This window comes from Methyloversatilis sp., assembly GCF_965284615.1.
Lineage (GTDB): Bacteria > Pseudomonadota > Gammaproteobacteria > Burkholderiales > Rhodocyclaceae > Methyloversatilis.
Genome location: NZ_OZ260098.1, coordinates 1,775,639 through 1,799,168, shown reverse-complemented (window position 1 = coordinate 1,799,168; position 23,530 = coordinate 1,775,639). Strand labels below are relative to the sequence as shown.

23 protein-coding genes and 1 other RNA gene are annotated in these 23,530 nt (G+C 64.1%); 4 read left to right on the top strand and 20 right to left on the bottom strand.

The genetic code is table 11. The features are described 5' to 3' along the window. Positions 1 to 38: 38 nt before the first annotated feature. The 17 genes from ACQ66H_RS08630 to pedF all read right to left on the bottom strand — a co-directional run bounded on the left by ACQ66H_RS08630 (position 39) and on the right by pedF (position 13,748). On the bottom strand, positions 39 to 476 hold the full coding sequence (locus tag ACQ66H_RS08630; RefSeq protein WP_020164299.1) for a ClpXP protease specificity-enhancing factor: 438 nt from the start codon (positions 474 to 476) through the stop codon (positions 39 to 41). Positions 477 to 504: 28 nt separating this feature from the next. Next, the gene (locus ACQ66H_RS08625; RefSeq protein WP_430433664.1) at positions 505 to 1,101 is read right to left on the bottom strand and encodes a glutathione S-transferase N-terminal domain-containing protein; all 597 of its coding nucleotides are present in this window, start codon (positions 1,099 to 1,101) and stop codon (positions 505 to 507) included. 105 nt (positions 1,102 to 1,206) lie between these two features. Next, the gene (locus tag ACQ66H_RS08620) at positions 1,207 to 1,965 is read right to left on the bottom strand and encodes a cytochrome c1 (protein ID WP_430433663.1); all 759 of its coding nucleotides are present in this window, start codon (positions 1,963 to 1,965) and stop codon (positions 1,207 to 1,209) included. A gap of 13 nt (positions 1,966 to 1,978) precedes the next feature. Beyond that, entirely contained in the window at positions 1,979 to 3,262 is a 1,284-nt protein-coding gene (locus tag ACQ66H_RS08615; protein WP_020164296.1) for a cytochrome b, read from the bottom strand. A gap of 4 nt (positions 3,263 to 3,266) precedes the next feature. Then, positions 3,267 to 3,875, bottom strand: a complete 609-nt coding sequence (gene petA, locus ACQ66H_RS08610; RefSeq protein ID WP_029143637.1) for a ubiquinol-cytochrome c reductase iron-sulfur subunit — start codon at positions 3,873 to 3,875, stop codon at positions 3,267 to 3,269. Between the two features lie 127 nt (positions 3,876 to 4,002). Further along, positions 4,003 to 5,214 carry a CaiB/BaiF CoA transferase family protein gene (locus ACQ66H_RS08605; RefSeq protein WP_430433662.1) on the bottom strand — a complete coding sequence of 404 codons (1,212 nt, stop codon included), beginning with the start codon at positions 5,212 to 5,214 and terminating at the stop codon, positions 4,003 to 4,005. Continuing rightward, the gene (gene recR, locus ACQ66H_RS08600; RefSeq protein ID WP_304031747.1) at positions 5,211 to 5,804 is read right to left on the bottom strand and encodes a recombination mediator RecR; all 594 of its coding nucleotides are present in this window, start codon (positions 5,802 to 5,804) and stop codon (positions 5,211 to 5,213) included. The genes ACQ66H_RS08605 and recR overlap by 4 nt, the downstream gene beginning before the upstream one ends. A gap of 19 nt (positions 5,805 to 5,823) precedes the next feature. Further along, positions 5,824 to 6,144, bottom strand: coding sequence for a YbaB/EbfC family nucleoid-associated protein (locus ACQ66H_RS08595; protein WP_198291444.1), 321 nt, complete (start codon positions 6,142 to 6,144; stop codon positions 5,824 to 5,826). Positions 6,145 to 6,157: 13 nt separating this feature from the next. Beyond that, on the bottom strand, positions 6,158 to 7,858 hold the full coding sequence (gene dnaX / locus ACQ66H_RS08590) for a DNA polymerase III subunit gamma/tau (protein WP_430433661.1): 1,701 nt from the start codon (positions 7,856 to 7,858) through the stop codon (positions 6,158 to 6,160). 49 nt (positions 7,859 to 7,907) lie between these two features. Beyond that, an RNA gene (gene ffs, locus ACQ66H_RS08585) (signal recognition particle sRNA small type) lies at positions 7,908 to 8,006 on the bottom strand. Between the two features lie 62 nt (positions 8,007 to 8,068). After that, positions 8,069 to 8,377, bottom strand: coding sequence for a hypothetical protein (locus ACQ66H_RS08580; RefSeq protein WP_430433660.1), 309 nt, complete (start codon positions 8,375 to 8,377; stop codon positions 8,069 to 8,071). Further along, complete coding sequence (gene thiS, locus ACQ66H_RS08575) at positions 8,374 to 8,628, bottom strand: sulfur carrier protein ThiS (protein ID WP_019918657.1); 255 nt, start codon at positions 8,626 to 8,628, stop codon at positions 8,374 to 8,376. Before thiS ends, ACQ66H_RS08580 begins: the two co-directional genes overlap by 4 nt. Positions 8,629 to 8,630: 2 nt before the next feature. After that, positions 8,631 to 9,902: an NAD(P)/FAD-dependent oxidoreductase gene (locus ACQ66H_RS08570; protein ID WP_430433659.1), complete on the bottom strand. Its 1,272-nt coding sequence runs from the start codon at positions 9,900 to 9,902 to the stop codon at positions 8,631 to 8,633. A gap of 63 nt (positions 9,903 to 9,965) precedes the next feature. After that, positions 9,966 to 11,813, bottom strand: coding sequence for an aldehyde ferredoxin oxidoreductase family protein (locus tag ACQ66H_RS08565; protein ID WP_430433658.1), 1,848 nt, complete (start codon positions 11,811 to 11,813; stop codon positions 9,966 to 9,968). A gap of 18 nt (positions 11,814 to 11,831) precedes the next feature. After that, positions 11,832 to 12,302, bottom strand: coding sequence for a 4Fe-4S dicluster domain-containing protein (locus tag ACQ66H_RS08560; RefSeq protein ID WP_430433657.1), 471 nt, complete (start codon positions 12,300 to 12,302; stop codon positions 11,832 to 11,834). A gap of 191 nt (positions 12,303 to 12,493) precedes the next feature. After that, complete coding sequence (locus tag ACQ66H_RS08555) at positions 12,494 to 13,339, bottom strand: substrate-binding periplasmic protein (RefSeq protein WP_430433656.1); 846 nt, start codon at positions 13,337 to 13,339, stop codon at positions 12,494 to 12,496. Then, positions 13,329 to 13,748, bottom strand: coding sequence for a cytochrome c-550 PedF (gene pedF / locus ACQ66H_RS08550; protein ID WP_430433655.1), 420 nt, complete (start codon positions 13,746 to 13,748; stop codon positions 13,329 to 13,331). The genes ACQ66H_RS08555 and pedF overlap by 11 nt, the downstream gene beginning before the upstream one ends. A gap of 256 nt (positions 13,749 to 14,004) precedes the next feature. On the opposite strand from pedF, the gene ACQ66H_RS08545 reads away from it, so the two are divergent. After that, positions 14,005 to 15,972, top strand: a complete 1,968-nt coding sequence (locus ACQ66H_RS08545) for a sigma-54-dependent Fis family transcriptional regulator (RefSeq protein WP_430433654.1) — start codon at positions 14,005 to 14,007, stop codon at positions 15,970 to 15,972. A gap of 393 nt (positions 15,973 to 16,365) precedes the next feature. Here the strand turns inward: ACQ66H_RS08545 and ACQ66H_RS08540 are convergent, their stop codons facing one another. The 3 genes from ACQ66H_RS08540 to ACQ66H_RS08530 all read right to left on the bottom strand — a co-directional run bounded on the left by ACQ66H_RS08540 (position 16,366) and on the right by ACQ66H_RS08530 (position 19,978). Then, positions 16,366 to 18,120 (bottom strand): PQQ-dependent methanol/ethanol family dehydrogenase, encoded by a 1,755-nt coding sequence (locus ACQ66H_RS08540; protein WP_430433653.1) that lies wholly within the window; start codon positions 18,118 to 18,120, stop codon positions 16,366 to 16,368. A gap of 149 nt (positions 18,121 to 18,269) precedes the next feature. Beyond that, positions 18,270 to 19,226, bottom strand: a complete 957-nt coding sequence (locus ACQ66H_RS08535) for a quinoprotein relay system zinc metallohydrolase 1 (protein ID WP_430433652.1) — start codon at positions 19,224 to 19,226, stop codon at positions 18,270 to 18,272. Beyond that, complete coding sequence (locus tag ACQ66H_RS08530; protein ID WP_430433651.1) at positions 19,223 to 19,978, bottom strand: quinoprotein dehydrogenase-associated SoxYZ-like carrier; 756 nt, start codon at positions 19,976 to 19,978, stop codon at positions 19,223 to 19,225. Before ACQ66H_RS08530 ends, ACQ66H_RS08535 begins: the two co-directional genes overlap by 4 nt. A 350-nt stretch (positions 19,979 to 20,328) precedes the next feature. Here ACQ66H_RS08530 and ACQ66H_RS08525 point away from each other — a divergent pair, with 350 nt between their 5' ends. From ACQ66H_RS08525 to ACQ66H_RS08515, 3 genes are all read left to right on the top strand, one after another. Beyond that, a complete protein-coding gene (locus ACQ66H_RS08525; protein WP_430433650.1) occupies positions 20,329 to 22,191 on the top strand; it encodes a methanol/ethanol family PQQ-dependent dehydrogenase in 1,863 nt (620 codons plus the stop codon). Positions 22,192 to 22,363: 172 nt separating this feature from the next. After that, complete coding sequence (locus tag ACQ66H_RS08520) at positions 22,364 to 22,945, top strand: pentapeptide repeat-containing protein (RefSeq protein WP_430433649.1); 582 nt, start codon at positions 22,364 to 22,366, stop codon at positions 22,943 to 22,945. A 28-nt stretch (positions 22,946 to 22,973) separates the two neighbouring features. Beyond that, the gene (locus ACQ66H_RS08515; RefSeq protein WP_430433648.1) at positions 22,974 to 23,483 is read left to right on the top strand and encodes a c-type cytochrome; all 510 of its coding nucleotides are present in this window, start codon (positions 22,974 to 22,976) and stop codon (positions 23,481 to 23,483) included. Positions 23,484 to 23,530: the final 47 nt, after the last annotated feature.

Genomic DNA, 23,530 nt, shown 5'->3' with positions numbered 1-23,530 from the left:
AGATGAAAAGAAAAAAACCGGCTTGCGCCGGTTTTTTTCTACTTGATTCGCCGCAGATGCGGTCGCGCCGCCGGCTTTTCCGGTGTCGTCAGCACCGGATGCTCGACCCGGTCGGTGACCGGGTTGGGCGCCAGATCGGCACGGACCGGCTGGCCCGGCGTCACTTCGAACGCCATGCCGTGGCCGTTTTCGCGCGCGTAGATCGCGGCGACGCACTCGACCGGAATCGTCAGTTCCTGCGCCACGCCGCCAAAGCGGGCGGAACAGGTGATGAGCTCATTGCCCATCACCAGCTGGTGCACCGCCTCGCGGCCGATGTTCAGGATGATCTGGCCATCCTTCACATACTGGCGAGGCACGCCGGCGCGGTCGTCGACAACGACCGCGATGTACGGCGTCAGCCCCTGGTCGGCGCACCAGTCGAACAGTGCGCGCAACAGGTAGGGCTTGGTGGAAACGGAACTCATGACGTCCATGAAGACTTTCGCGCAGAGCCGACGCGGGTCAGCGACGCATCACCTTTTCGGACGGCGTGAGCGCATCGATGAACCCTTGACGGGAGAAGATGCGCTCAGCGTACTTCATCAGCGGTGCAGCCGACTTCGGCAACTCGATACCGTAGTGGTCAAGGCGCCATAGTAACGGAGCGATGGCCACGTCAAGCATGGAAAATTCCTCGCCCAGCATGTACTTCTGCTTGGCGAAGATCGCGGTCAGCTCGGTCAGGCGGTCGCGCAGGTGGGTGCGCGACTTGTCGGCCGTGCGTGCGTTCTTCTCGAGTGCCTCGATGTGCGAGAACAGCTCGTTTTCGACCGTATGCAGCAACTGGCGTGCCCGCGCGCGCATGATCGGATCCGGCGGCATCAGCTGCGGATGCGGAAAGCGCTCGTCGATGTACTCGTTGATGATGTTCGAGTCATACAGGATGAGATCGCGATCGACCAGAACCGGCACGCGGTTGTAGGGATTGATGACCGCGATGTCTTCCGGCTTGTTGTAGAGGTTGACATCGATGACCTGGAAATCCATGCCCTTTTCGTAGAGCACGATCCGGCAACGATGGGAAAAGGGATCGGTAGTCCCCGAGTACAGATTCATCATGGTGTTAACACCCCAGGAGTACTCGGCATCCCTCACCACGCGTCTGACGCGTGATGAGGTCGCTTCGCGATGACCGAGAGCTTGCATGACTTTCGGGCGTATTGATTAGTGAATGTCTTTCCAGAATTCGCGCTTGAGCAGGTAGCTCAGAACGAGAAGAACGGAAAGACCGATGATGACCAGAAGACCGGTCTGACGGCGCTTTTCAGCGCCCGGTTCGCCCATGTAGACAAGATAGGCGACGAGATCGCCGACCATTGAGTCGTATTCGGACTTGCTCATCTTGCCCGGCTTGGTGAGCTCGAGCTGAATGACTTCCTTCTCGCCACCGTGACCGTCAGCCACCTTGACGTGCTTGGCCGTCTGCTCGCCCTGCAGTTCGTACAGGACGTGCGGCATGCCGACATTGGCGAAGGTGGTGTTGTTCCAGCCGGTCGGACGGTTCTCGTCGCGATAGAAGTTGCGCAGATAGGTGTAGAGCCAGTCTGCGCCACTGCCATCGGCCGAGGCACGCGAACGCGCGATCACGGTCAGGTCGGGCGGCGCTGCGCCGAACCACGCCTTGCCGTCTTCGCGGGTCAGGGCCACCTTCATCGTTTCACCGACCTTGTCGGCGGTGAACATCAGGTTGTCCTTGATCTGCTCGTCGGTCAGGCCGACATCCTTCAGGCGGTTGTAGCGCATGTAGGACGCCGAATGGCAGTTCAGGCAGTAATTGACGAAAACCTGGGCGCCGCGCTGGATAGCGATGGCGTCGCGGAATTTCTCGGTCGGCGCACGATCCAGCTGCACCGGTTCGGAACTGGCAATCGCCAGCAGGGGCGCGCACAGCGCGCCGAGAAACAGTTTTTTGAGTTGTTTCATGGTTCTCTGGCTCTCAGTGACCGGTCACGCGCGCGGGTTCGGGCTTGCACTTGTCGATCGCGGTGTACCAAGGCATCAGCGCGAAGAACAGGAAGTAGATGACCGTGCAGATCTGCGAAACCAGCGTGCCCATCGGCGTCGGCGCCTGCATGCCGAGGTAGCCCAGGATCAGGAAGGCGATCACGAACACCACCAGTGCCGATTTGAAGATCGGGCCCTTGTAGCGGATCGACTTGACCGGCGAGCGGTCCAGCCAGGGCAGCGCGAAGAAGACCATGACCGACAGGCCCATGAAGATGACGCCCCACAGCTTCGCATCGACCCAGAAGAAGTTGATCGTGTTGGCGCGCAGGATCGAGTAGAACGGCGTGAAGTACCACACCGGCGCGATGTGCGGCGGCGTCTTCATCGGGTCAGCCGGGATGAAGTTGTTGTACTCCAGGAAGTAGCCGCCGAACTCCGGACCGAAGAAGACCACGGCCGAGAAGCAGATCAGGAAGACCACGACGCCGACGATGTCCTTCACCGTGTAGTACGGGTGGAAAGGGATGCCGTCCAGCGGGATGCCGGTCTTCGGATCCTTGTTCTTCTTGATCTCGACGCCGTCCGGGTTGTTCGACCCGACTTCGTGCAGCGCGATGATGTGGGCGGCGACGAGGCCGATCAGCACCAGCGGCACGGCGATGACGTGGAAGGAGAAGAAGCGGTTCAGCGTCGCATCACCGATCACGAAGTCGCCACGCAGCCAGGTTGACAGATCGTTGCCGATCAGCGGGATGGCCGAGAACAGGTTGATGATGACCTGGGCGCCCCAGTACGACATCTGGCCCCACGGCAGCAGGTAGCCCATGAAGGCTTCCGCCATCAGGCACAGGAAGATCAGGCAGCCGAAGATCCACACCAGCTCGCGCGGCTTGCGGTAGGAACCGTAAAGCAGGCCGCGGAACATGTGCAAGTAAACGACGACAAAGAACGCCGAGGCGCCGGTCGAATGCATGTAGCGGATGAGCCAGCCCCACGGCACGTCGCGCATGATGTACTCGACGCTGGCGAAGGCCACCGGCACGCCCGAGGCGTTCAGCGACGCGTCCGGCTTGAAGTGCATGACCAGGAAGATGCCGGTCACGATCTGGATCACCAGCACCAGCAGCGCCAGCGAGCCGAAGAAGTACCAGAAGTTGAAGTTCTTCGGTGCGTAGTACTCCGAAAGGTGTTCCTTCCAGAGCGATGTGAGCGGGAAGCGCTCGTCGATCCAGCCGAGCAGGCCGGTGGTGGTCACTACCTTTTCGCCAGCCATTCGATCAACCCTCCTTGGAATCCTGGCCGACCAGGATGCGCGAGTCAGACAGGAACATGTACGGCGGAACCTTCAGGTTGTCCGGGGCCGGCATGGCCTTGAACACGCGACCGGACAGGTCGAAGGTCGAACCGTGGCACGGACACACGAAGCCGGCGACGTCGCCGAGCTGCGCGTTGGAGCCCGACTCGAAGGGGCCCGACGGCGAACAGCCGAGGTGAGTACAGATCGCGACGACGACCAGCACGTCAGCGTGGTCTTCACGCGAGCGCTGCACGTTGCGTGCGTATTCGGGAGTGAACTCGGAAGGATTGCGCTCCGACTTCGGGTCGGCCAGCTTGTCCTCGATCTTGGCCAGCGCTTCGAGCTGGGTCGGCGTACGGCGCATGATCCACACCGGCTTGCCTTGCCACTCGACGGTGGTCATTTCACCGGGACCGAGTTTGGAAATGTCCACCTCGACCGGAGCGCCGGCCGCTTTCGCGCGCTCCGAAGGGGAGAGACTGGTGAGAAAAGGCACTGCCACCGCGAGCCCGGCCACACCGCCAGCACAGGCTGTTGCCACGAGCAGATTGCGCCGGCCGCAATCCGCTTTCCGTTCATTGCCACTCATGCTTTATCCCGTCTAGACAATTGATTCTGCACAACCTGCGATTATACCCTCAAGCGGTGCCCCGTTTAAAGCCCTGCTGCACTGCAAACAACGCGGAAGCGGCGAGAGAAGCCGATTTCCGATGATTTCAAAGCGCGCCGCGGGCACGCAGCGCGGCGATGTCCCCGGCGCCGTATCCGAGCCCAGCCAGCACTTCGTCTGTGTGTTCACCCAGCGCCGGCCCGATCCAGTCGGTGCGCCCGGGTGTCTCCGACAGCCTCGGCATCGGGGCCGGCGTCTTGAACGTGCGACCGTCCGGCAGGCGCGCGGTTTCGAACACCGCTCGTGCCAGATACTGCGGATCCGAGGCGATGTCCTCGATCGAGTAGACGCGGCTCACCGGCACGTCGGCCTCGCCGAGCAGGTGCAGCACCTCGTCGCCGTCGCGCGCGGCGACCCAGGCGTCGATCAGGCCGTAGATCTCGTCGCGGCGCGCGTCGCGCCCGGCGTTGTCGGCCAGCGTGGGATCGTCGGCCAGATCCGGCCGCCCCATCGCGGTCATCAGCCGACGGAAGATAGCGTCGCCGTTGCCGCCGATGATGATGTGACGGCCGTCGCGCGCGGTGTGCGTGTTCGACGGCGTGATGCCGGGCATGATGTTGCCGGTGCGGCCACGGATGAAACCGAACACGTCGAACTCCGGCAACATGCTCTCCATCATCGCGAAAACCGCCTCGTACAGCGCGACATCGACGGCCTGGCCCTGCCCTGCCCCGCGCCCGCCGGTGGCGTCGCGATGACGCAGCGCCATCAGCGCACCGATCACTCCCCACAGCGCAGCGATCGAATCGCCGATCGAAATGCCCACCTTCACCGGTGGACGATCGGGAAAGCCGGTGATGTAGCGCAGCCCGCCCATCGATTCGCCGATGGCGCCAAACCCCGGTTGCTGCGCCATCGGCCCGGTCTGACCGAAACCGGACAGACGGACGATGACCAGCGACGGATTGATGTCCTTCAGTACCGCTTCCGGCAAACCGAGCTTGTCGAGCACGCCCGGGCGGAAGTTCTCGACCAGCACGTCGGCGTCGGCCAGAAGCTTCTTCAGTACCGCAATGGCGTCCGGGTGCTTCAGGTTCAGCGTGACCGACTTCTTGTTGCGCGCCTGCACGAACCACCACAGCGAGGTGCCTTCGTACAGCAGGCGCCACTTGCGCAACGGATCACCGCCGTCGGGCGACTCGACCTTGATCACGTCGGCGCCGAACTCGGCCAGGATGCGCGAGGCGAACGGGCCGGCGATCAGCGTGCCCAGTTCGACCACTTTCAGGCCGTCGAGCGGACGAGCCTGCGTGCTCACGCCGGCCGCCTTTCCGACAGCGCCTGGGCGATGGTGCCGATATCGGTGTGTTCCAGTTCGCCACCGACTGGCAGGCCGCGGGCGATACGGCTGACGGCGAGGCCGCGGGCGCGCAGCATTTCACCGAGGTAATGCGCGGTCGCCTCACCCTCGTTGGTGAAATTGGTGGCCAGAATGACCTCGCGCACGGCGGGATCGGCGGCACGGTCGAGCAGGCGATCCAGCCGCAGCTCCTTCGGACCGACGCCTTCGAGCGGCGCGATGCGCCCCATCAGACAGAAATACAGGCCGGCATAGCTATGCGTCTGCTCCATCATGAGCATGTCTGCCGGTGTTTCGACCACGCACAGCAGACTGGCGTCGCGACGCGGCGAACTGCAACGCTCACATACCTCGAGTTCGGTGAAGGTGTTGCAGCGCGCGCAGTTGTGCAGCCGCGTCAGCGCATTGCCGAGCGCGCGCGCCAGCTTCTCGGCGCCACCGCGGTCGCGCTGCAGCAGATGGAAGGCCATGCGCTGCGCGCTTTTCGGGCCGACCGAAGGCAGGCAGCGCAGCGCGCTGACCAGCTCGTCCAGCACACCGGTACTCATGTCGGGCGCAGCACCGGACTCAGAACGGCAGCTTGAAGCCCGGCGGCAGGTTCAGGCCGGACGTGAAGCCGGCCATCTTTTCCTGGGTCGTCGTCTCGACGCGACGTACGGCGTCGTTCACGGCGGCCGCGAGCAGGTCTTCCAGCATTTCGCGGTCGTCCATCACCGACGGGTCGATGGAAACGCGGCGCACGTCGTGCTTGCAGGTCATGAGGACCTTGACCATGCCGGCACCCGACTGGCCCTCGACTTCGACGCTGGCCAGCTGCTCCTGCATCTTCTTCATGTTTTCCTGCATCTGCTGGGCCTGCTTCATCAGGCCACCGATGCCACCTTTCATCATGGTGCTGTCCTCAAAGGGGTTTGATCGAGTCTTCGATCAGCCGGGCGCCGAACTGTTCAATCACCTGCTGCACGAAGGGGTCATTCTTCATCGACGCACACGCCTGTTCATGGCGCGCGCGCTGTTCTGCGTTCAGTCGCTGGGCGACGGTCTGCCCGACCGGATCGCCCTGCTCGAAATGCAGCCGGACATTGACGCCAAGGCGGGTCTGCAGCGCGGCGCGCAGCTTGTCCTGGCCGGAAGTGATCAGGTGCGCCATGTCGCGCGACAGGCGCAGGCGGATCGCCTCGCCTTCGCTGGCCAGCCACTCGCTCTGGTGCGCCAGCTGCTTACTCAGCGCGGCGACGTCCAGCGTATCGACCAGCGCATGCCAGTCGGCGTTGGTGCGCGGCATCGCTGCTGCCGCCGCGGCGGGCGGCGCGACATTGACCGGCTCGTCGTCCTCCCACGGCGGCGGTGCCGGATTCGCATCGACCACCGGCGCCGCGGGCGACGGCGTTTCACGCGGCAGCGGCGCGGCGACCGCTGCCGCGGCAAGGGGCGGCACCGGCGCGCTGATGCGCGCGGCACGGTTGGGCACCTGCAGCGCAGCGCTCTGGCCGCGCGGCGTGGTGCCCAGTGCCGGCGGCGTCTCCGGGCGGAAGGCCAGCAGGCGCAGCAGGGTCATCGAAAATCCGGTGACTTCGTCCGGCGCCAGCGCCAGATCATTGCAGCCCTGGACGACGATCTGGTAAGCCAGTTGCACCGATTCGGCGTCCATCGCCGCAGCGTAAGGCTCGAGCCGCGCCTTTTCGCCTTCGTCGGTGATCGCGTCCGGCACCTTCTGCGCCACCGCCACACGGTGCAGCAGCACGGCCAGTTCGCGCAGCGCCTGGTCGAAATCGACGCTGCGCGCGCGCATCTGCGCGGTCAGCGTCATCAGCGCCGAGCCGTCACCGGCGAGCAGCGCATCGAGAATGAGGTAGAGATGCTCATCGCCCACCGTGCCCAGCATGTCGAGCACGTCCTGTTCGACAAGCCGGCCGGCGCCATGCGCAATGGCCTGATCGAGCAGCGACAGCGCGTCGCGCATCGAGCCGGCGGCGCCCTTGGCGATCGGCCGCAGTGCGGCCGGCTCGTACTCGACCCCCTCGGCGTCGAGCACGCCCGACAGGTGGCGCACGATGGCGTCCGGCGGCATCTGCTTCAGGTTGAACTGCAGGCAGCGGCTCAGCACGGTGACCGGAATCTTCTGTGGATCGGTGGTCGCGAGGATGAACTTCACGTGCTCGGGCGGCTCTTCGAGCGTCTTCAGCATCGCGTTGAAGGCATGCCCGGTCAGCATGTGGACTTCGTCGATCATGTAGACCTTGTAGCGCCCGCGCGCCGGCGCGTAAGCCGCCTTTTCGAGCAGCGCGGCCATGTCGTCCACGCTGCGGTTCGACGCGGCGTCCATTTCAACGTAGTTGACGAAACGGCCGGAATCGATTTCGGTGCAGGCGGCGCAGGTACCGCAGGGCTTCGCGGTAATACCGGTTTCGCAGTTCAGACTCTTGGCCAGGATGCGGGAAATCGTCGTCTTGCCGACGCCGCGGGTGCCTGTGAACAGATAGGCGTGATGCAGGCGCTGCTGTTCGAGCGCGTGCGTCAACGCACGCACGACGTGATCCTGGCCGACCAGGGTTTCGAAGCTGCGGGGACGCCACTTGCGCGCAAGAACCTGATAAGTCATCTGGACGCTGGCGTAAGAGGACGGCTGTGCGAACTGCAGAAAAGGGAGGGGTGGCGAGCCTGACCCCCGGCACTCGTGGTGAGCAGCTGTGGCTGCTTCCTTCCGGACCTGACCAGGTTCACCGCGCCACGATGCGGGGAGACCCGCCACGCCGAATATTAACCCGGGAGGTCCCCTCTCGACCAGCCCGACCTGAAATTCTGGCCGGACTCAGCCGCCGCCGCGCTGGAAATGCCGGTCGAAGCGCGCCATGAAGGCGGCCATGAAATCGACATCGCGAACCGTGAAGTCGATCTGCACCCGCAGGCGAGGCAGGCTCAGCAGCGCAATGTGAAGCGCCGGCAGCACCTCGACGGATACCGTCCAGCCACGGCCGCTCACGCTGTCACCGCGATGGACGATAGGCAATTCGACCGCGCCAGGCAGCATCTGGAAGAACTCTTCGCGCCCTATGCTCATCACGCGCACGACTTGCCCGGCGGTGATCTCTTCCGGCTTCAGCGGAAAGGCGGCGCTCATCCGCCCGCCACCGGCGGCCAGATGGCGAGTACGTCGTTATCGACCAGAGCGCGCGCATCACGGCTGGCAGGAGGAATGAAATGACCGTTCACGAGAACCAGATGGACGAGCCGCGCAGGAAGTTGATGGCGCGCGATCATATCGCCAACCGTCGTTCCTTCGGGCACGTCCATCGGCCACTCGTTCGTGCGCTTCGCCTCGTCCGGCAAGAAATCGGACAGCGAGGCGTACAACTTCAGCGTCACGCGCATCTTCAGTGCAGCGCTTCGGCCAGCGGCGGCGCGCTCTGCGCCTGGGCCATCGACAGATAGGCCTCCATCACCCGCAGCGGGTCGTGCATCAGGCGCTGCTTCCAGCTGCCCAGCGGCGTACGGGTCTGGATCAGGCCGCGCAGCACGCCGACGTGGTCCGTCAGACCGATCGAGGTCGCGCCCACCAGCACGTCGTCCTTGAACTGCAGACTGATGTAGCGGAAGCGCTCTTCGTCGATCAACTCGACCGAATCGCCGCCGTCGGCACCCCACCACTGCCCGAAGGAAGCCGAGATCAGGCCCAGCGTGTCGAGCACGTTGATGGCCATCGTGCCCTGCGAACGCGTGTTGCGACCGATCATGTTCATCGCCGCGACACGGCCCTGATCGACCGCATTCGGCTGGATCGCATTGACCAGACGCTCGCCGGTCGAGAAGTTGACGGCCTCGGCCACGTCGCCAGCGGCAAAAACGCCCGGGATGTTGGTTTCGCAGCGCTCGTCGATCAGGATGCCGGTCGCGCAGGCGATGCCGCTGCCCTGCAGGAAGGCCACATTCGGCTTCACGCCGGCCGACGCGATGATGAGGTCGGCCACCACTTCGGTGCCGTCACCCAGCGTGGCGATCAACTCGTCGCCGTTCTGGCGGATCGAAGTGACGCGGGCGCTGGTGTGCACATTGACGCCCTTCTGCTTCACCCAGCGCGCAATCATGCCGCCCGCCTTGGACGTCATCATGCGCGGCACCATGCGGTCGCCCATTTCGACGATGTCCAGCTTCACGCCGCGCGAGGCGAGCGCTTCCATGATGATGCAGCCGATGAAGCCGGCACCGATCTGCAGCACGCGCGCGCCCTTCTTTGCCTTGGCAGCGATATGGCGGGCGTCGTCCAGCGTCCAGCAGCTGTGCACGTTCGGCGAGTCGATGCCCGGCACCGGCAACTTGAGCGGATGCGAACCGGTGCAGATTAGCAGGCGGTCGTACGGCAGCACCGTGCCGTCTTCCATATGGACATTGCGTCCGGTCGTATCCACCGATTTGGCACGACCGATGATTTCCTTGATGTTCAGCGACGCGAAGTGACCGTCGGTCTTGCGCAGCCATGTGCCCTTCTCGTCGATATTGCCGACCAGGAGATAGGGGATGGCCATGCGTGAGTACGGCGGCTCGGGCTCATCGCCGATCATGACGATGTCGGCGCTGCGGTCGGCGCGACGGATCGCCTCGGCGGCGACCACACCGGCCGGCCCGTTACCGATGATGACGTGCTTCATGAGTGATGCTCCTGAAATGCAGCGCGCCCCGGAGGGCGCGCTGTGTTCATGCGACGACTTCGATCAGAGGCCCAGGCGAGCGACCGTTTCCGCCGTCGGACGGCCTTCGGTATCCCAGCCACGCAGTTCGTAGTACTCGGGAATCATCTTGTCGATGCCCGACACCAGGCCCTTGGCGGGACCGACCGTAGCTGCTTCATTCTTCAGGCGCGGCGGCAGATCGTCGTCCTTGCGGGTGAAGCCGGCGGCGTTGTTGAACTGACGCTCCATGTTCCAGATGCGCTCGCCCATCAGGTCCAGCTTCTCCATCGACCAGTCGCCCTCGCAGGCGGCCTGCAGCTGCGGCTGGATGTCCGACAGCGCCCAGGCGAAGGTCGTGAACACGCACAGGCCGGACGAGTCCACCACTGCGGTCGCGTCCTGGAAGGCCTTGACCAGAGCCGGCTTGCCTTCGGTGGTCAGCGGATCGGTCTTGACCGGGATGCCAAGCACTTCGGACGAAATCGTGTAAGACCGCAGGTGGCAGGCACCGCGGTTCGACGTGGCGTAGGTCAGGCCCATGCCCTGCACGCCCCGCGCGTCATAGGCCGGGAATTCCTGGCCCTTGACCGACATCGACAGCTCGGGGTGGCCGTACTTCTCGCACAGGCGCTTGGAGCCGAGACCGACGATCTTGCCGAAGCCTTCGCCACGGGCCGTCTGTTCGGCCAGAAAGGTGAGCGCGCGGGCCGAACCAAACGGCGCCTCGATGCCGATCTCTTCCTTGGTCAGCACGCCCATTTCGTACAGTTCCATCACCGCACCGATGGTGGCGCCGAAGGAAATCGGATCGAAGCCGTCTTCGTTGCACAGCATGTTGGCGTACTGCAGCGCCTCGATGTCATCGACACCGTTGGCACAGCCGAGCGACCACGCCGCTTCATACTCGAGACCGCCGGAGGCGCCCCAGTACTTCGGGCTGTTCACCACGGTGTAGTGGGTCTGGTCGATCTTCGAGATGCGACCACAGGCGATGGTGCAGCCGAAGCAGCCCTGGTTGTTCACCAGCTGCGCCTTGCCGTCGGATTCGCGCGGCTCGTGCATCGCTTCGGCCGAGATCTTGCGCGCGCCCTCGAACTGCACGTCCTTGTGGTTGCGCGTGGGCATGGCGCCGATCTCATTGATCACGTTCATCAGCACCTGGGTGCCGTAGGTCGGCAGGCCCTGACCGGTGACCGCGTTCTCCTTAAGGATCTTCTTCTTCTCGTAAGTAACCCTCATGAACTCCTTCGGGTTGGCCAGATTGCCGACGCCGAGGGTGCCACGCACCACGAGTGCCTTCAGGTTCTTCGAGCCGGCGACCGCGCCGACGCCGGAACGGCCGGCCGCGCGATGCAGGTCATTGACAATGGCGGCGTACAGCACGCCGGCTTCGCCGGTACGGCCGATACAGGACACGCGCACCTGCGGATCCTGATGGGCCGCCTTGATCGCTTCTTCGGTTTCCCAGACGGTCTTGCCCCACAGATGGGACGCGTCGCGGATTTCGACCTTGTCGTTCTCGATTGACAGATAGACCGGGCTCGACGCACGGCCTTCGATGATGACCATGTCCCAGCCGGCGAACTTCAGCTCGGCGCCGAAGTAACCTCCGGAATTCGAACAGGCGATGGCGCCGGTCAGCGGGCCCTTGGTGACAACCGAGTAGCGGCCGCCGGTCGAGGCCATGGTGCCGGTCAGCGGACCGGTCGCCCAGATGATCTTGTTTTCCGGCGACAGCGGATCGACCTTGGGATCGATTTCCGACACCAGATACTTTGTCGCCAGACCACGCTGGCCGAGATAGTCCTGAGCCCACTGCATGTTCAGAGGCTCGCTCTTGCAGGTGCGGTCGGTCAGGTTAACGCGCAGGATTTTGCGGGTCCATGCCATTTTGTGTTCCTCCGAAAATCAGGCGGGCTGGTTGCCGAGCTTGTCGGCCCACTGGCGCATGCGGTCCAGACCGGTCCAGTTGGCGTCCACATAGGTGATGGCACCGGTCGGACAGGCTTCCGCACAGGCCGGGTCGCCGCCGCACAGATCGCACTTCTGCACCTTGCCGGTCTCGGCCACGTAATTCACGGTGCCGAACGGACAGGCGATGGTGCACACCTTGCAGCCCACGCACACGTCCTCGAACACGACCTTGGCGCCGTTGGTCTTGTCGAGCTTGATCGCCTCGACCGGACAGGCGTGCATGCACCAGGCTTCATCGCACTGCGTACAGGTGTAGGGAACCTTGGCGCCCGTGTGGTGGAAGTCGAACACCTTGATGCGCGACAGCGAGTTGTTGAATACACCGTAGTTCTCGAACGAACAGGCCATTTCGCATTGCAGGCAGCTGGTGCATTTCGAGGGATCGATGTGTAGGGACTTCTGCATGTTGATTCGCTCCTCCACGTTCTGGGCGTGACACGGTTCGCAGGGTTCTTTTGGCGGGAAAGTCGCCCCGCTATGAAAAACACTTCATATTTTAGCGCTCGGAATTTGGCGCCTGTGTGCTTCCGCTGTCTCAAAAAATCCTTATTTGCGAGACAGGTGTCCAGGTGTCCATAAACTGGACACCTGAACACTCAGGGTGCACGCCACTTGATATTGTGCCGCGCCATGATGCGCTCGATTTCGCCGTCGGCGACCAGCGCATTCATCGCCTCCATGATGGCGCGCCCGAGCTGCTGCTCACCCTTGCGGATGGCGATGCCGACCGGCCACTGGCGAGTATTGAGCAATGCGATCGGAGCCGGGCCGACCGGGAAGTTCGCGTCACCCGCGACAGCCCCTTCCAGTTCGCCCTGTAGCGCCATCACCCCGGCAACCTCGCCTGAGCGCAAGGCGGCCATCGCCTCGGTCAGCGTCTTGTAATGCTTGAGCTGACTGCGATAACGCCCGCCGTCGGCCGACAGCATCAGCGAATCGGGCAGCGTATCGACCACCACGCCACAGGGCAGCTTTTCGAACGGCGCCATCGTTTCAAGGTTATCCACACGGCGCTTGTCGTAAGCGACGGCATAGCGTTCGCGGTGATACGGCGCGATGAATTCCACCTTGTCCTGTCGGGCCATGTACTCACGATCGACCGGCGCGTGCATCATCATGTCGGCCGGGCCGTAACCCATGTAATGGCCCTTCCAGACCATATTGCGCAGGTCGTCGCCCATGTTCTCGTCGGCGTCGAAGAACATCGGCGACATCTTCAGCCCCATGCGCGCCGCCAGCGCGGCGGCGATGTTGACGTCGGAACCCTTGCCCTCGTTCGAGAACGGCGCGAAGTCCTTATAGAAGGCGACGCGCAGCAGACCGGACTTCTTTACGCCGGCCCACACCTCGTCGCCCTCCGCCCATGCGGGCAGGCCCGTCAATGCCAGGCCAGCTCCGACGAGGAGGAAACGGCGCCGCTGCGACGCGGAATCACTCTTCATGACGGGTTTCGATGTAGGCACGGATCGCCCACATGGCTTCCTGCGACAGCGCTTCCTCGAACGGCGGCATGTAGACGGCGCCGTTGCGCACGCGGCCGCGGCGCACGGTGTTGAGAAAATAGTCGTCGGTTTCGGCGTCGATCGGCAGCATGCGCAGATCCGGGGCGATACCGCCGCTGACGGCCTCCAGACCGTGGCAGCGCGCACAGTTCTGGTTGTAGGCAGAACTGCCGATGCGGATCGCTTCCTTGTCGCCGCGGTAGGGATTCTCTTTGCGCCACTCGGCGCCCAGCGCCTTCAGCGTGCTGACATCGACGGCCTGCGGCACGACGTCGCCGTGAGCTTCGACACGCATCGTAGTCATGCTGCCCAGTGCGATCAGCGCGGTGACGATGGCCGTCGTCTTCAAAGTTGCGGCTCCTGCTTTCATAACTCCTCCGTGGATGTTCACATGCTGCAAGTCAGCTTGCGGGTGTGCCTGTTTGCACGAATCGTGCCAAGTTCGGCCTCACTTTGAGACAGGTGTAGCGCGGCGAGACGAATCACGTTATAAAGCTGAGACAGTCCGGTGGGACGATGGCGCAGGCACGAGCTGCCGCCAACCTGCCGGAGGCGAGAGCCGGTACAACCGGCCGTGCATCCCGGAAACGGGCTCGGAGGAGACCATGGAATCAAGCCCCGCCGACATCGCGCGCAGCGAGCAGGCACACGAAATCATGCGCAGCGCCGGTGAAGTGCCGGCAGGCGTCCTGCCGGCACTGATCGAAACGTCGTGGAGTCGCTGCATCAGCCGCGGCCTCGACGCCGACAAGAACAGCCGCGAAGTCGAAAGAGCCCGCCGCGACCTGCTGCTGACCGAACGCGAGCGCAACGAGTCGCTGCTCAAGCACGCGGCGCCGGTGATGAACGGCCTGTACGCGCAAATCGCCCGCTCGGGCAGCATGATCGTGCTGACCAACGCCTCGGGCTTCATCATCCACTCGGTTGGCGATCAGACCTTCCTCGACCGCGCCTCCAAGGTCGCGCTGTCGCCCGGCGTCGAATGGTCGGAGGAAAGCAAGGGCACCAACGCCATCGGCACCGCGCTGGTAGAAAAGGTCCCGGTGTCGGTGCACGGTTCGCAGCACTTCTTTTCGGCCAACCACTTCCTCACCTGTTCGGCCTCGCCCATCTTCGACCCGTGCAGCCGCATGCTCGGCGTGCTGGACGTCACCGGCGACTCGCGCAATCCGTCGCATCACAGCCTGGCGCTGATCAATCTGGCGGTGCAGACCATAGAGAACCAGATGTTCGCGCACGCCTTCCCGGACGGTTTCCTGCTGCACTGTCATGTCCAGCAGGAACTGATAGGCACCGTGTTCGAGGCCCTGCTCGCTTTCGACCAGGACGGCCGCGTACTGTCCGCTAACCGCAGCGCCTGTCGGCTGATCGGCCGCAGCCACGCCGAACTGCTGACGCACACCTTCAGTTCGATGTTCGACAAGCCGCTGGGTGCGCTGTACGACCCGCTGCTGCGCGGCACCGACATGCTCGAGCTGCGTCTGTTCGGCGGGCGCACGCTGTTCGGTCGCCCGCAAGCAGGCAATCAGAGCCGTCCACCGGCCCGTGTGATCAGCATGGACGTCCAGCGTCCGGAATCCGGTCAGTCGGTCAGTCGGGTGCAGATCGCCAAGGACCGCGGACTGGCTCGGCTGAGCACCGGCGACGCGCAGATGGATGCGGTCGTAGAAAAAGTTCGTCGCGTGCTCGGGCGGGACATCCCGGTACTGATCCAGGGGGAGACCGGCACCGGCAAGGAACTGCTCGCGCGCGCCATTCACGACGAAGGCCCGCGCCGCGACCAGACCTTCGTCGCCGTGAACTGCGCCGCCATCCCCGACGGCCTGATCGAGTCGGAGCTGTTCGGCTACGAGGAAGGTGCTTTCACCGGTGCGCGTCGCAAAGGCTACCCGGGCCGCATCATGCAGGCGGACGGTGGCACCCTCTTCCTCGACGAAATCGGCGACATGCCGCTGGCACTGCAGGCGCGCTTGCTGCGCGTGCTGCAGGAACGCACCGTGGTACCGCTCGGCAGCGGCCGCGCAACACCGGTCGATCTGTCCATCATCTGCGCGACCCACCGCAAGCTGCGCGACCTGGTCGCCCAGGGCAGCTTCCGCGCCGACCTCTACTACCGCCTGAACGGTCTGACCGTGATGCTGCCGCCGCTGCGCGAACGCAACGATCTGCGCGCGCTGGTGCATCGCATTCTCGCCAGCGAGGAATCCATTCCGCAGGGGCTGCGCATCGACGACGAAGTGGTCGCGCTGTTCGAGCGGCATCCGTGGCCGGGCAATATGCGCCAGCTGGCGAATCTGTTGCGCACCGCGGGCGTGATGGCCGCCGACGATGGCTGCATCCGCAAGACCCACCTCCCGGACGACTTCATCGATGAACTGGGCGGAGCGCCGACGTTCGCACCGAGCGAACCGGAGTTCCGTGCAGTCGCTGCCCAGGCACCGTGTGACCTCGACAGCCTCACGCTGCGCGCAATACGCGAGTCGCTGTCGCGCAACGAAGGAAACGTGGCCGCTACAGCGCGCGAGCTCGGCATCAGCCGGACCACGCTCTATCGCAAGCTGAAGGAAGGCTGATCAGACTCCGGCCACCGCACTGCCAGGACGGCAGCCACGGAACTGAACACTTCGTACAGTAACGTTCCACCTGTACAGCGGGCGGGAACCGCTCCCGCACGTGTCTCAGCGTCCGTTTCGGACAGGCAAAAAAATGGCCGGCTTGGGTAAGCCGGCCAAAGAGCCATGTCTAACTGAAGAGAACAACACCACCCCGAAACTGCCTGTAACGGAACGGATACGGCCGCGAAACCGGGGGTGGATCACACCACCGGAAGCGGGCTCGGCCTGAAGTTCCAGTACGTCGCTCCAGTCCGCCGCGACCTGCCCGCTTGTTTCCTTTATCCCGACGCCCACAGGCGCCGGGATATACGACATATGCAAGCGCTATGCCAGCATAGGTCGTCGATGTCATTACTTGTGCAGCTTGAACACCCACATCGAACCACCCTGGTTCAGGTAGTTGACCTTCTTGGCCACGTCCCCGCCCCACAGCGGCACAGCGCCACCCCAGCCGGCAGCGACGCCGATGTACTGCTCGCCGTCCTGTTCCCAGGTGATCGGGGGCGCCACGACGCCGGTACCGGTCTGGAAGGACCACACTTCCTTGCCAGTCTTCGCGTCGGCGGCCTTCAGGAAACCTTCAGGCGTACCCCAGAACACCAGACCACCCTTGGTCGTCATCACACCACCCCACAGCGGAGCGTTGTTGGTGACTTCCCAGACGATCTTGCCAGTCTTGGGATCGACCGCGCGCAGCGCGCCGATGTACTTGTCGTCGATGGTCTTGATGGTGAAGCCGGCGCCCAGATAGGCAGCACCCTTTTTGTAGGTGATCGGCTCGTTCCAGATTTCCATGCCCCACTCGTTGGCCGGCACGTAGAACAGGCCGGTATCCGGGCTGTAGGCCATCGGCATCTGGTTCTTGCCGCCGAGGAAGGACGGCGCGGAGAACACCACTTCACCCTTCTTGCCGTCGGCGCCCTTGGACGGGTCGCCAGGGCGGTTGGCCGGATCGAAGATCGGCTTGCCGGCTGCATCCAGGCCCTTGGCCCAGGTGATCTTCTTGACGAAGGGGAAGCCGCGCTCGAACTTGCCGGTGTTCGCGTCCAGCACGTAGAAGAAGCCGTTGCGGTCGGCCTTGCCGCCCATGCGCTTGCCGTTCATGTCGAACGTGACGAATTCGTTCACGCCGTCATAGTCCCAGCCGTCGTTCGGCGTGCCCTGGAAGTGCCACTTGATCTGGCCGGTCGCGACGTCGATGGCCACGGTCGCGCATGAGTACAGGTTGTCGCCGGGACGCAGGTGGCTGTTCCACGGAGCCGGGTTGCCGGTGCCGAAATAGGCCAGGCCGGTCTTGGCGTCGTAGGAGCCGCCGAGCCAGGTGGCTGCGCCGCCGGTCTTCCACAGGTCGCCCTGCCACGTCGCGTTGGTGGTGCCGCTGACGCCGTTTTCCGTCTTGTTGCCGGCAGCGTCGAACTTGTAGCCCATGTGGCCTTCGACGGTCGGACGGCTCCACACCATCTTGCCCGTCTTGGCGTCGCGCGCCTCGACGCGGCCGACGATGCCGAACTCACCACCGGACACGCCGGTCAGGATCAGGCCCTTGGCGATGATCGGGGCTGCGGTGTTGGAGTAACCAGCCTGATAGTCGTCGATCTTTTCCTTCCAGACGACCTTGCCGGTGTTCTGGTCGAGAGCAACCAGTTGTGCGTCCAGCGTGCTGAAGATGACCAGGTTGTCATACACGGCGGCGCCGCGGTTCACCACGTCGCAGCACGGCATGATGCCGTCCGGCAGGCGGTGCTCGTATTGCCACAGCTTGGCGCCGGTCTTGGCATCGAGTGCGTACAGGCGGGAGTAGGAACCCGTAACGAACATCTTGCCATTGACGACGAGCGGCTGCGATTCCTGACCGCGCTGCTTTTCGCCGCCGAACGAGAACGACCAAACCGGAACCAGGTTCTTGACGTTGCCGACGTTGATCTTGTCGAGCGGGCTGTAGCGCTGGCCTTCCGTGCCCATGCCCCACGACAGCACATCGCCGGTCGTCTTCGCGTCGTTTTCGATGTCACGGTCGGTCACACCGGCCATGACCTGCGGTGCTGCCATCGCGGCGAACGCCGCAACCAGCAGGCTGGACAGCGTGGAATTACGCAAGCCTTTCATACTTCCTCCTCGTTGGTGAATTTCTCTCTTGCACGAAGGGAATGGTTCCCTTTTTCGGCAGGAGACCGACCGCAAAAAACGGGCCAGCCCAAAACAAGGAGAAAATCCCGTTCGCACCGCACTCCTGCGATGCGAAACGGGTCAGGTGTTCATTTTTGTTGCAACACAGGCAGTGCAACACTGTCCAGCGCCCGCAGCTCGTAGGCACCGTACAGGTGGGTGACCGAACGCTCGAACTCGCTGCGGGCGAGCGGCATGCGCTCGAAGCGCTCGGGCAGTGGCAGGCGCATCACCTCGGCCATGTCGAGACCGTTTGCCGCCGACTGCATCAGGGTCTGATCAAGCCACTTGAGCCAGTCACGCGTCTGCTCGATGCCGGCGTTACCCGCATGCACGGGACCGTGGCCGGGCAACGTCTTCTTCGCGCCCAGCGCCGCCAGCGCGTCGAGCGACTTCAGCCAGCGTTGCACCGACGCGTGCGGCGTGGTCGGGGCACGATCGAGGAACACCAGATCGCCGGCGAACAGCACGCCGGTCCGGTGATCGAGGATGGCCAGATCGCCAGCGGTGTGCCCTTCCAGCGCAATCAGTTCGAACTCGTGTCCGCCCACCGTCAGCCGTCCGGGTTGCACATCCTGCTGCGCAATCCGGGGCTCGGTGCCGGATGCCCAGTCCCCCGCCATCCGGTACATGTTGTCGGCGAAGGCCCCGCCGTCGTCACGCTCGCCAGCGCGCGTGGCGGGCAATGCGGCGATCGGAACATCCGCGTAAGCCTGATTGCCGAGGAAGTGATCGGGGTGATGGTGCGTATTGAACACGCGCACGACCGGCTTGTCGGTGACGCGGGCAATGGCCGCCCTCATCTGTTCGCCATAACGGCGCGACGGACCGCTGTCGATCACGACCACGCCCTCCTTGGTCACGACGAAGGCGGTGTTCACGATATTGCCGCCGTTGCCGCGCGTGATGTCCTCGGTGCTGCCGATCAGCACCCAAGTGTCGTCCGCGATTTTCTCCGGCTTCAGGCGATAGTCGAAAGGCGCCGCCGCGTATGCGGCGAAGCTCAGCGCAAAGGCGACCAGTGCAGCGAGAAGGCGGGCCATCATGGCTGCACCTTGGCGTCGATGCGATTGCCGTTGTTGTCGCGGCCGACGACGCGCAGCGCCACCGCGCCGGTGTCCGGCAGATCGAACGAGAACACCGGGTTCTCGCTCAGTGGCTCGAACGTCTCGAGCTTGAGCATGGCGTCGCCCTTGTCGTTGACGATGGCGAGCTGCTCGATGAAGAAGGCCGGGATGCCTGGCGCAAGACCGGTGTCCATCGGATGCATGATGCGCAGACGGACACGCTGGTTCTGTCCGTCGCGCCACACCCTGCCCTGCACTTGATTGAGCTTCTGCGCCCAGTCCGGCGCACTGCGGCCGGTGCTCGGTGCGGTACAGCCGCCGCCGGCAGCATCCACCCAGATCCCGCCCGCCAGCCAGTTGCCGTCGCCGGTCTGCACCAGCGCGCGGATCGGGCTCGCCTGCTGCAGCTTGATGCGGAAGGACAGGCCGGGCTGCGCCAGCAGCGGCTGGAAGTCGAGCACCTTGACGATGGGATTGAAGTCGGCGATCACCAGCACGCGCTTGACGTCCGGCAAGCCTTTCAGCCTGACCGTCACCGGCACGTTCATCGAATCCTCGGCCACCTTGGGCGCCAGCACTTCGATGCGCGGATCGAAAGCCACTGGCGCATCGTTCAGATATTCGCGCTGCAGATCCGGCCAGCGCGAGGAATTCAGCGGATCGGCATCGGCCGCCTGCACGTTGCCGGCCAACGCAAGCGCGAGCCCGAGGGCCGCAATCACCTTCTTCATCGGGACAAACTCCTCCATTGCATCTTCTATATGTGTAAGCGGCGCCAGAAACCGGTCCCCGCGGAGCAAGGCAAGCAAGACGAGGACCATCGCCGCCCGCAACAGGCGGAAGGCCTCGCATCCGGCATAAAGCTTGCCGAACCTCCACCTGTTACAGACCTCGACAACTCAGTGTCCATCCCTGAAACAGTCCTGAAAAACGGGATCGACTCCCTGATTCTGCGGGAGCTTTGAACCTTCGACACCTCCATGTGCTGCCTAACCTGCAGTGCGCATCACGGCCCTGTGTCCGCTAAACAAGCGGGGCCGCGATGACGACACGACAGATCAACACTGAAAGAGGAGTCAGGATGAAAACGTTTGCCCTCAGGAACCCGGCACTGCTGATCGCGCTGGGCATCCTTGCAGCAGGCCCGGTGCACGCCGCCAAGACGGTGAGCTGGGAAGATATCGTCAACGACGACAAGACGACCAAGGACGTGCTGACCTACGGTCTGGGCATGAAGGCCCAGCGTCACAGTCCGCTCAAGCAGATCAATACGCAGACCGTCGCATCGCTGAGCCCCGCGTGGTCCTACTCCTTCGGCGGCGAAAAGCAGCGCGGCCAGGAGGGCCAGGCGCTGGTGCACGACGGCGTCATCTACATCACCGGCTCCTATTCCCGCATGTACGCCATCGACGCCAAGACCGGCAAACGTCTGTGGGCGTACGAACATCGGCTGCCGGACGACATTCGTCCGTGCTGCGACGTGGTGAACCGCGGTGCCGCCATCTACGGTGACAAGGTGTACTTCGGCACGCTGGACGCCGGCATGGTGGCCTTGAACAAGGACACCGGCAAGGTCGTCTGGTCGAAGAAGTGGGGCGATCACAAGGTCGGCTACACGATGTCGGGCGCCCCCTTCATCGTCAAGGACAAGAAGTCCGGTCGCGTGATGCTGGTGCACGGTTCGTCCGGTGACGAATTCGGCGTGATCGGCTATCTGTTTGCGCGCGACGTCGATACCGGCGAGGAAATCTGGGCGCGTCCGATGGTCGAGGGCCATATGGGTCGCCTGAACGGCAAGGACAGCACGACGACCGGCGACGCCAAGGCGCCGTCGTGGCCCGATGACCCCAGCCGCGAAACCGGCAAGGTCGAGGCCTGGAGCCATGGCGGGGGGGCCCCGTGGCAGACCGCCTCGTTCGACGTCGAACAGAACATGGTCGTGATCGGCACCGGCAACCCGGCCCCCTGGAACACCTGGAAACGGACCAAGGAAGGCGACAGCCCGACCAAGTGGCCCAGCCTGTTCACCTCCGGTCAGGCCTATGTCGATGCCTCGACCGGCGAATTGAAAGGCTTCTTCTCGCACACGCCGAACGACGCCTGGGACTTCTCCGGCAACAACTCGGTGCTGCTGTTCGAGTACAAGGATCCGAAGACCGGCAAGCTGGTGAAGGCATCGGCGCACGCCGACCGCAACGGTTACTTCTTCGTGACCGACCGCGAAAAGCTGGCCACAGGCGCCGGCTACCCGTGGAAGCAGACCGCGCTGATCGGTGCCTGGCCCTTCGTCAACGGCATCACCTGGTCCAAGGGTTTTGACCCGAAGACCGGCCTGCCGAATGTGGTCGAGAGCCAGTATCCACCGAAGCCCAAGGCCGGTGCGGACAAGGGCGAATCCATCTTCGTGTCGCCGCCCTTCCTCGGCGGCACCAACTGGATGCCGATGTCGTACAGCCCGGACACCGAGCTGTTCTACATCCCGGCCAACCACTGGGCAATGGACTACTGGACTGAGAACGTCACCTACAAGCCGGGTGCCGCCTACCTCGGCCAGGGCTTCCGGATCAAGAAGCTGTTCGACGACCACGTCGGCGTACTGCGCGCGATCGATCCGAAGACCGGCAAGATCGCCTGGGAACACAAGGAGCAGTTCCCGCTGTGGGCTGGCACGCTGACCACCGCCGGCGGCCTGGTGTTCACCGGCACCTCCGATGGCTACGTAAAGGCCTTCGACGCCAAGACCGGCAAGGAAGTCTGGAAATTCCAGACCGGCTCCGGCGTGGTGTCGGTGCCCATCACCTGGGAACAGGATGGCGAACAGTACATCGGCATCTCTTCCGGCTACGGCGGCGCCGTGCCGCTGTGGGGCGGCGACATGGCCGAGCTGACCAAGCAGGTCAGCCAGGGCGGCTCGTTCTGGGCCTTCAAGCTGCCGAAGCGCTGATCGACGGCGCGCCCCCGCCGCCCGGCGGGGGCCGGCCACTCCTCCTGCCGGCCCTGCGTGGCCGGCCTTTGCCTGGCAACTGCGATAAGGTCTCCCAAGGGTTTCCGGTGCCGTCGCGTCCGCGTCGGCCCATGACGCGCGGTTGCCAGGTTCTTTCTGTCCGGAGTCCTGGATGCGAAGACTTTTCCCCGCAACACTGCTCGTACTGCTCGGCTTGAGCACGCCAGTCGTCGCCGAAGACGCACCGACGAGCGAAACACTGGTCGTCAATGGCTGCCCGATCTGGCCCTACACCCGTTGCCCGGGTGCCGACCTGCGCCACGCCGACCTGTCGGCAAAGGACCTCGCTGGCGCCGACTTCACCGGTGCGAACATGGTGCGCGCCGACCTGCGTGCCGCCAATCTTGCCGGCGCGATACTGGACCGCGCCGATCTCAGCTCGGCCCGCCTGCAGAAGGCCAACATTCCCGCCGCCAGCCTGCGCGGCGCACGGCTGGTCGGCACGGACATGGAGTTCGCGCGCATGTTCCGCGTCAACTTCAGCTACGCCGACCTGACCGCCGCCAACCTGGAAGCAGCCCGCCCGATGTTCGCGCGCTTCCACTATGCCCGGCTGATCAACGCCAACCTGCAGGAAACCAAGTTCGGCAGCGCCGATTTCCGCAACGCCATCATGGAAGGCTGCGTGACGCGCTACACCGTCTTCCTCGACGCGAACTTCGACGACTGCAAGGGTTGTCCAGTCGATTGGTAAGCACCGTCCGCACAAGGAGATAAAAGACATGATCAGGAAAGTGGCTGCACCACTGGTGCTGGCGGCCGCACTCGGCATCGCGTCGGCATACGCAGGAGACCCTGCGATGGAGGCGCACCCGCCCAAGACCGACATTTCGGCGCTGCCGCCGGTCGGCGATGCATGGAAGGACAGCAATCCCTACCGCGGCAACACCGCCGTCGTCGATACCGGTCGCGCGCTCTACAACGAATCCTGCGCCGTCTGCCACGGCACCGATGTCAATCACAAGAACCAGGTCGGCCCCAATCTGCTGCGCCTGCACCGCGGCTGTCGCAAGGTGACCGAGCCGGAACTGCTGCCACGCTGCCTCAGCGACGTCGATCACTACTTCGTCAAGACCGTCCGCAAGGGCAAGCGGGTGCTCGACGTGCAGCACATGCCGCCGTGGGACAAGGTGCTGACGCAGGAGGCAGTGTGGGCGATCAAGACCTTCATCGAGGCCCGCATCGACGAGGACGCGCGGATCAAGACGCCGGGGAAGACCGCGGCACGCTGAACCTCACCCGCGGCAAATGAAAAAGCCGGCGCATCGCGCCGGCTTTT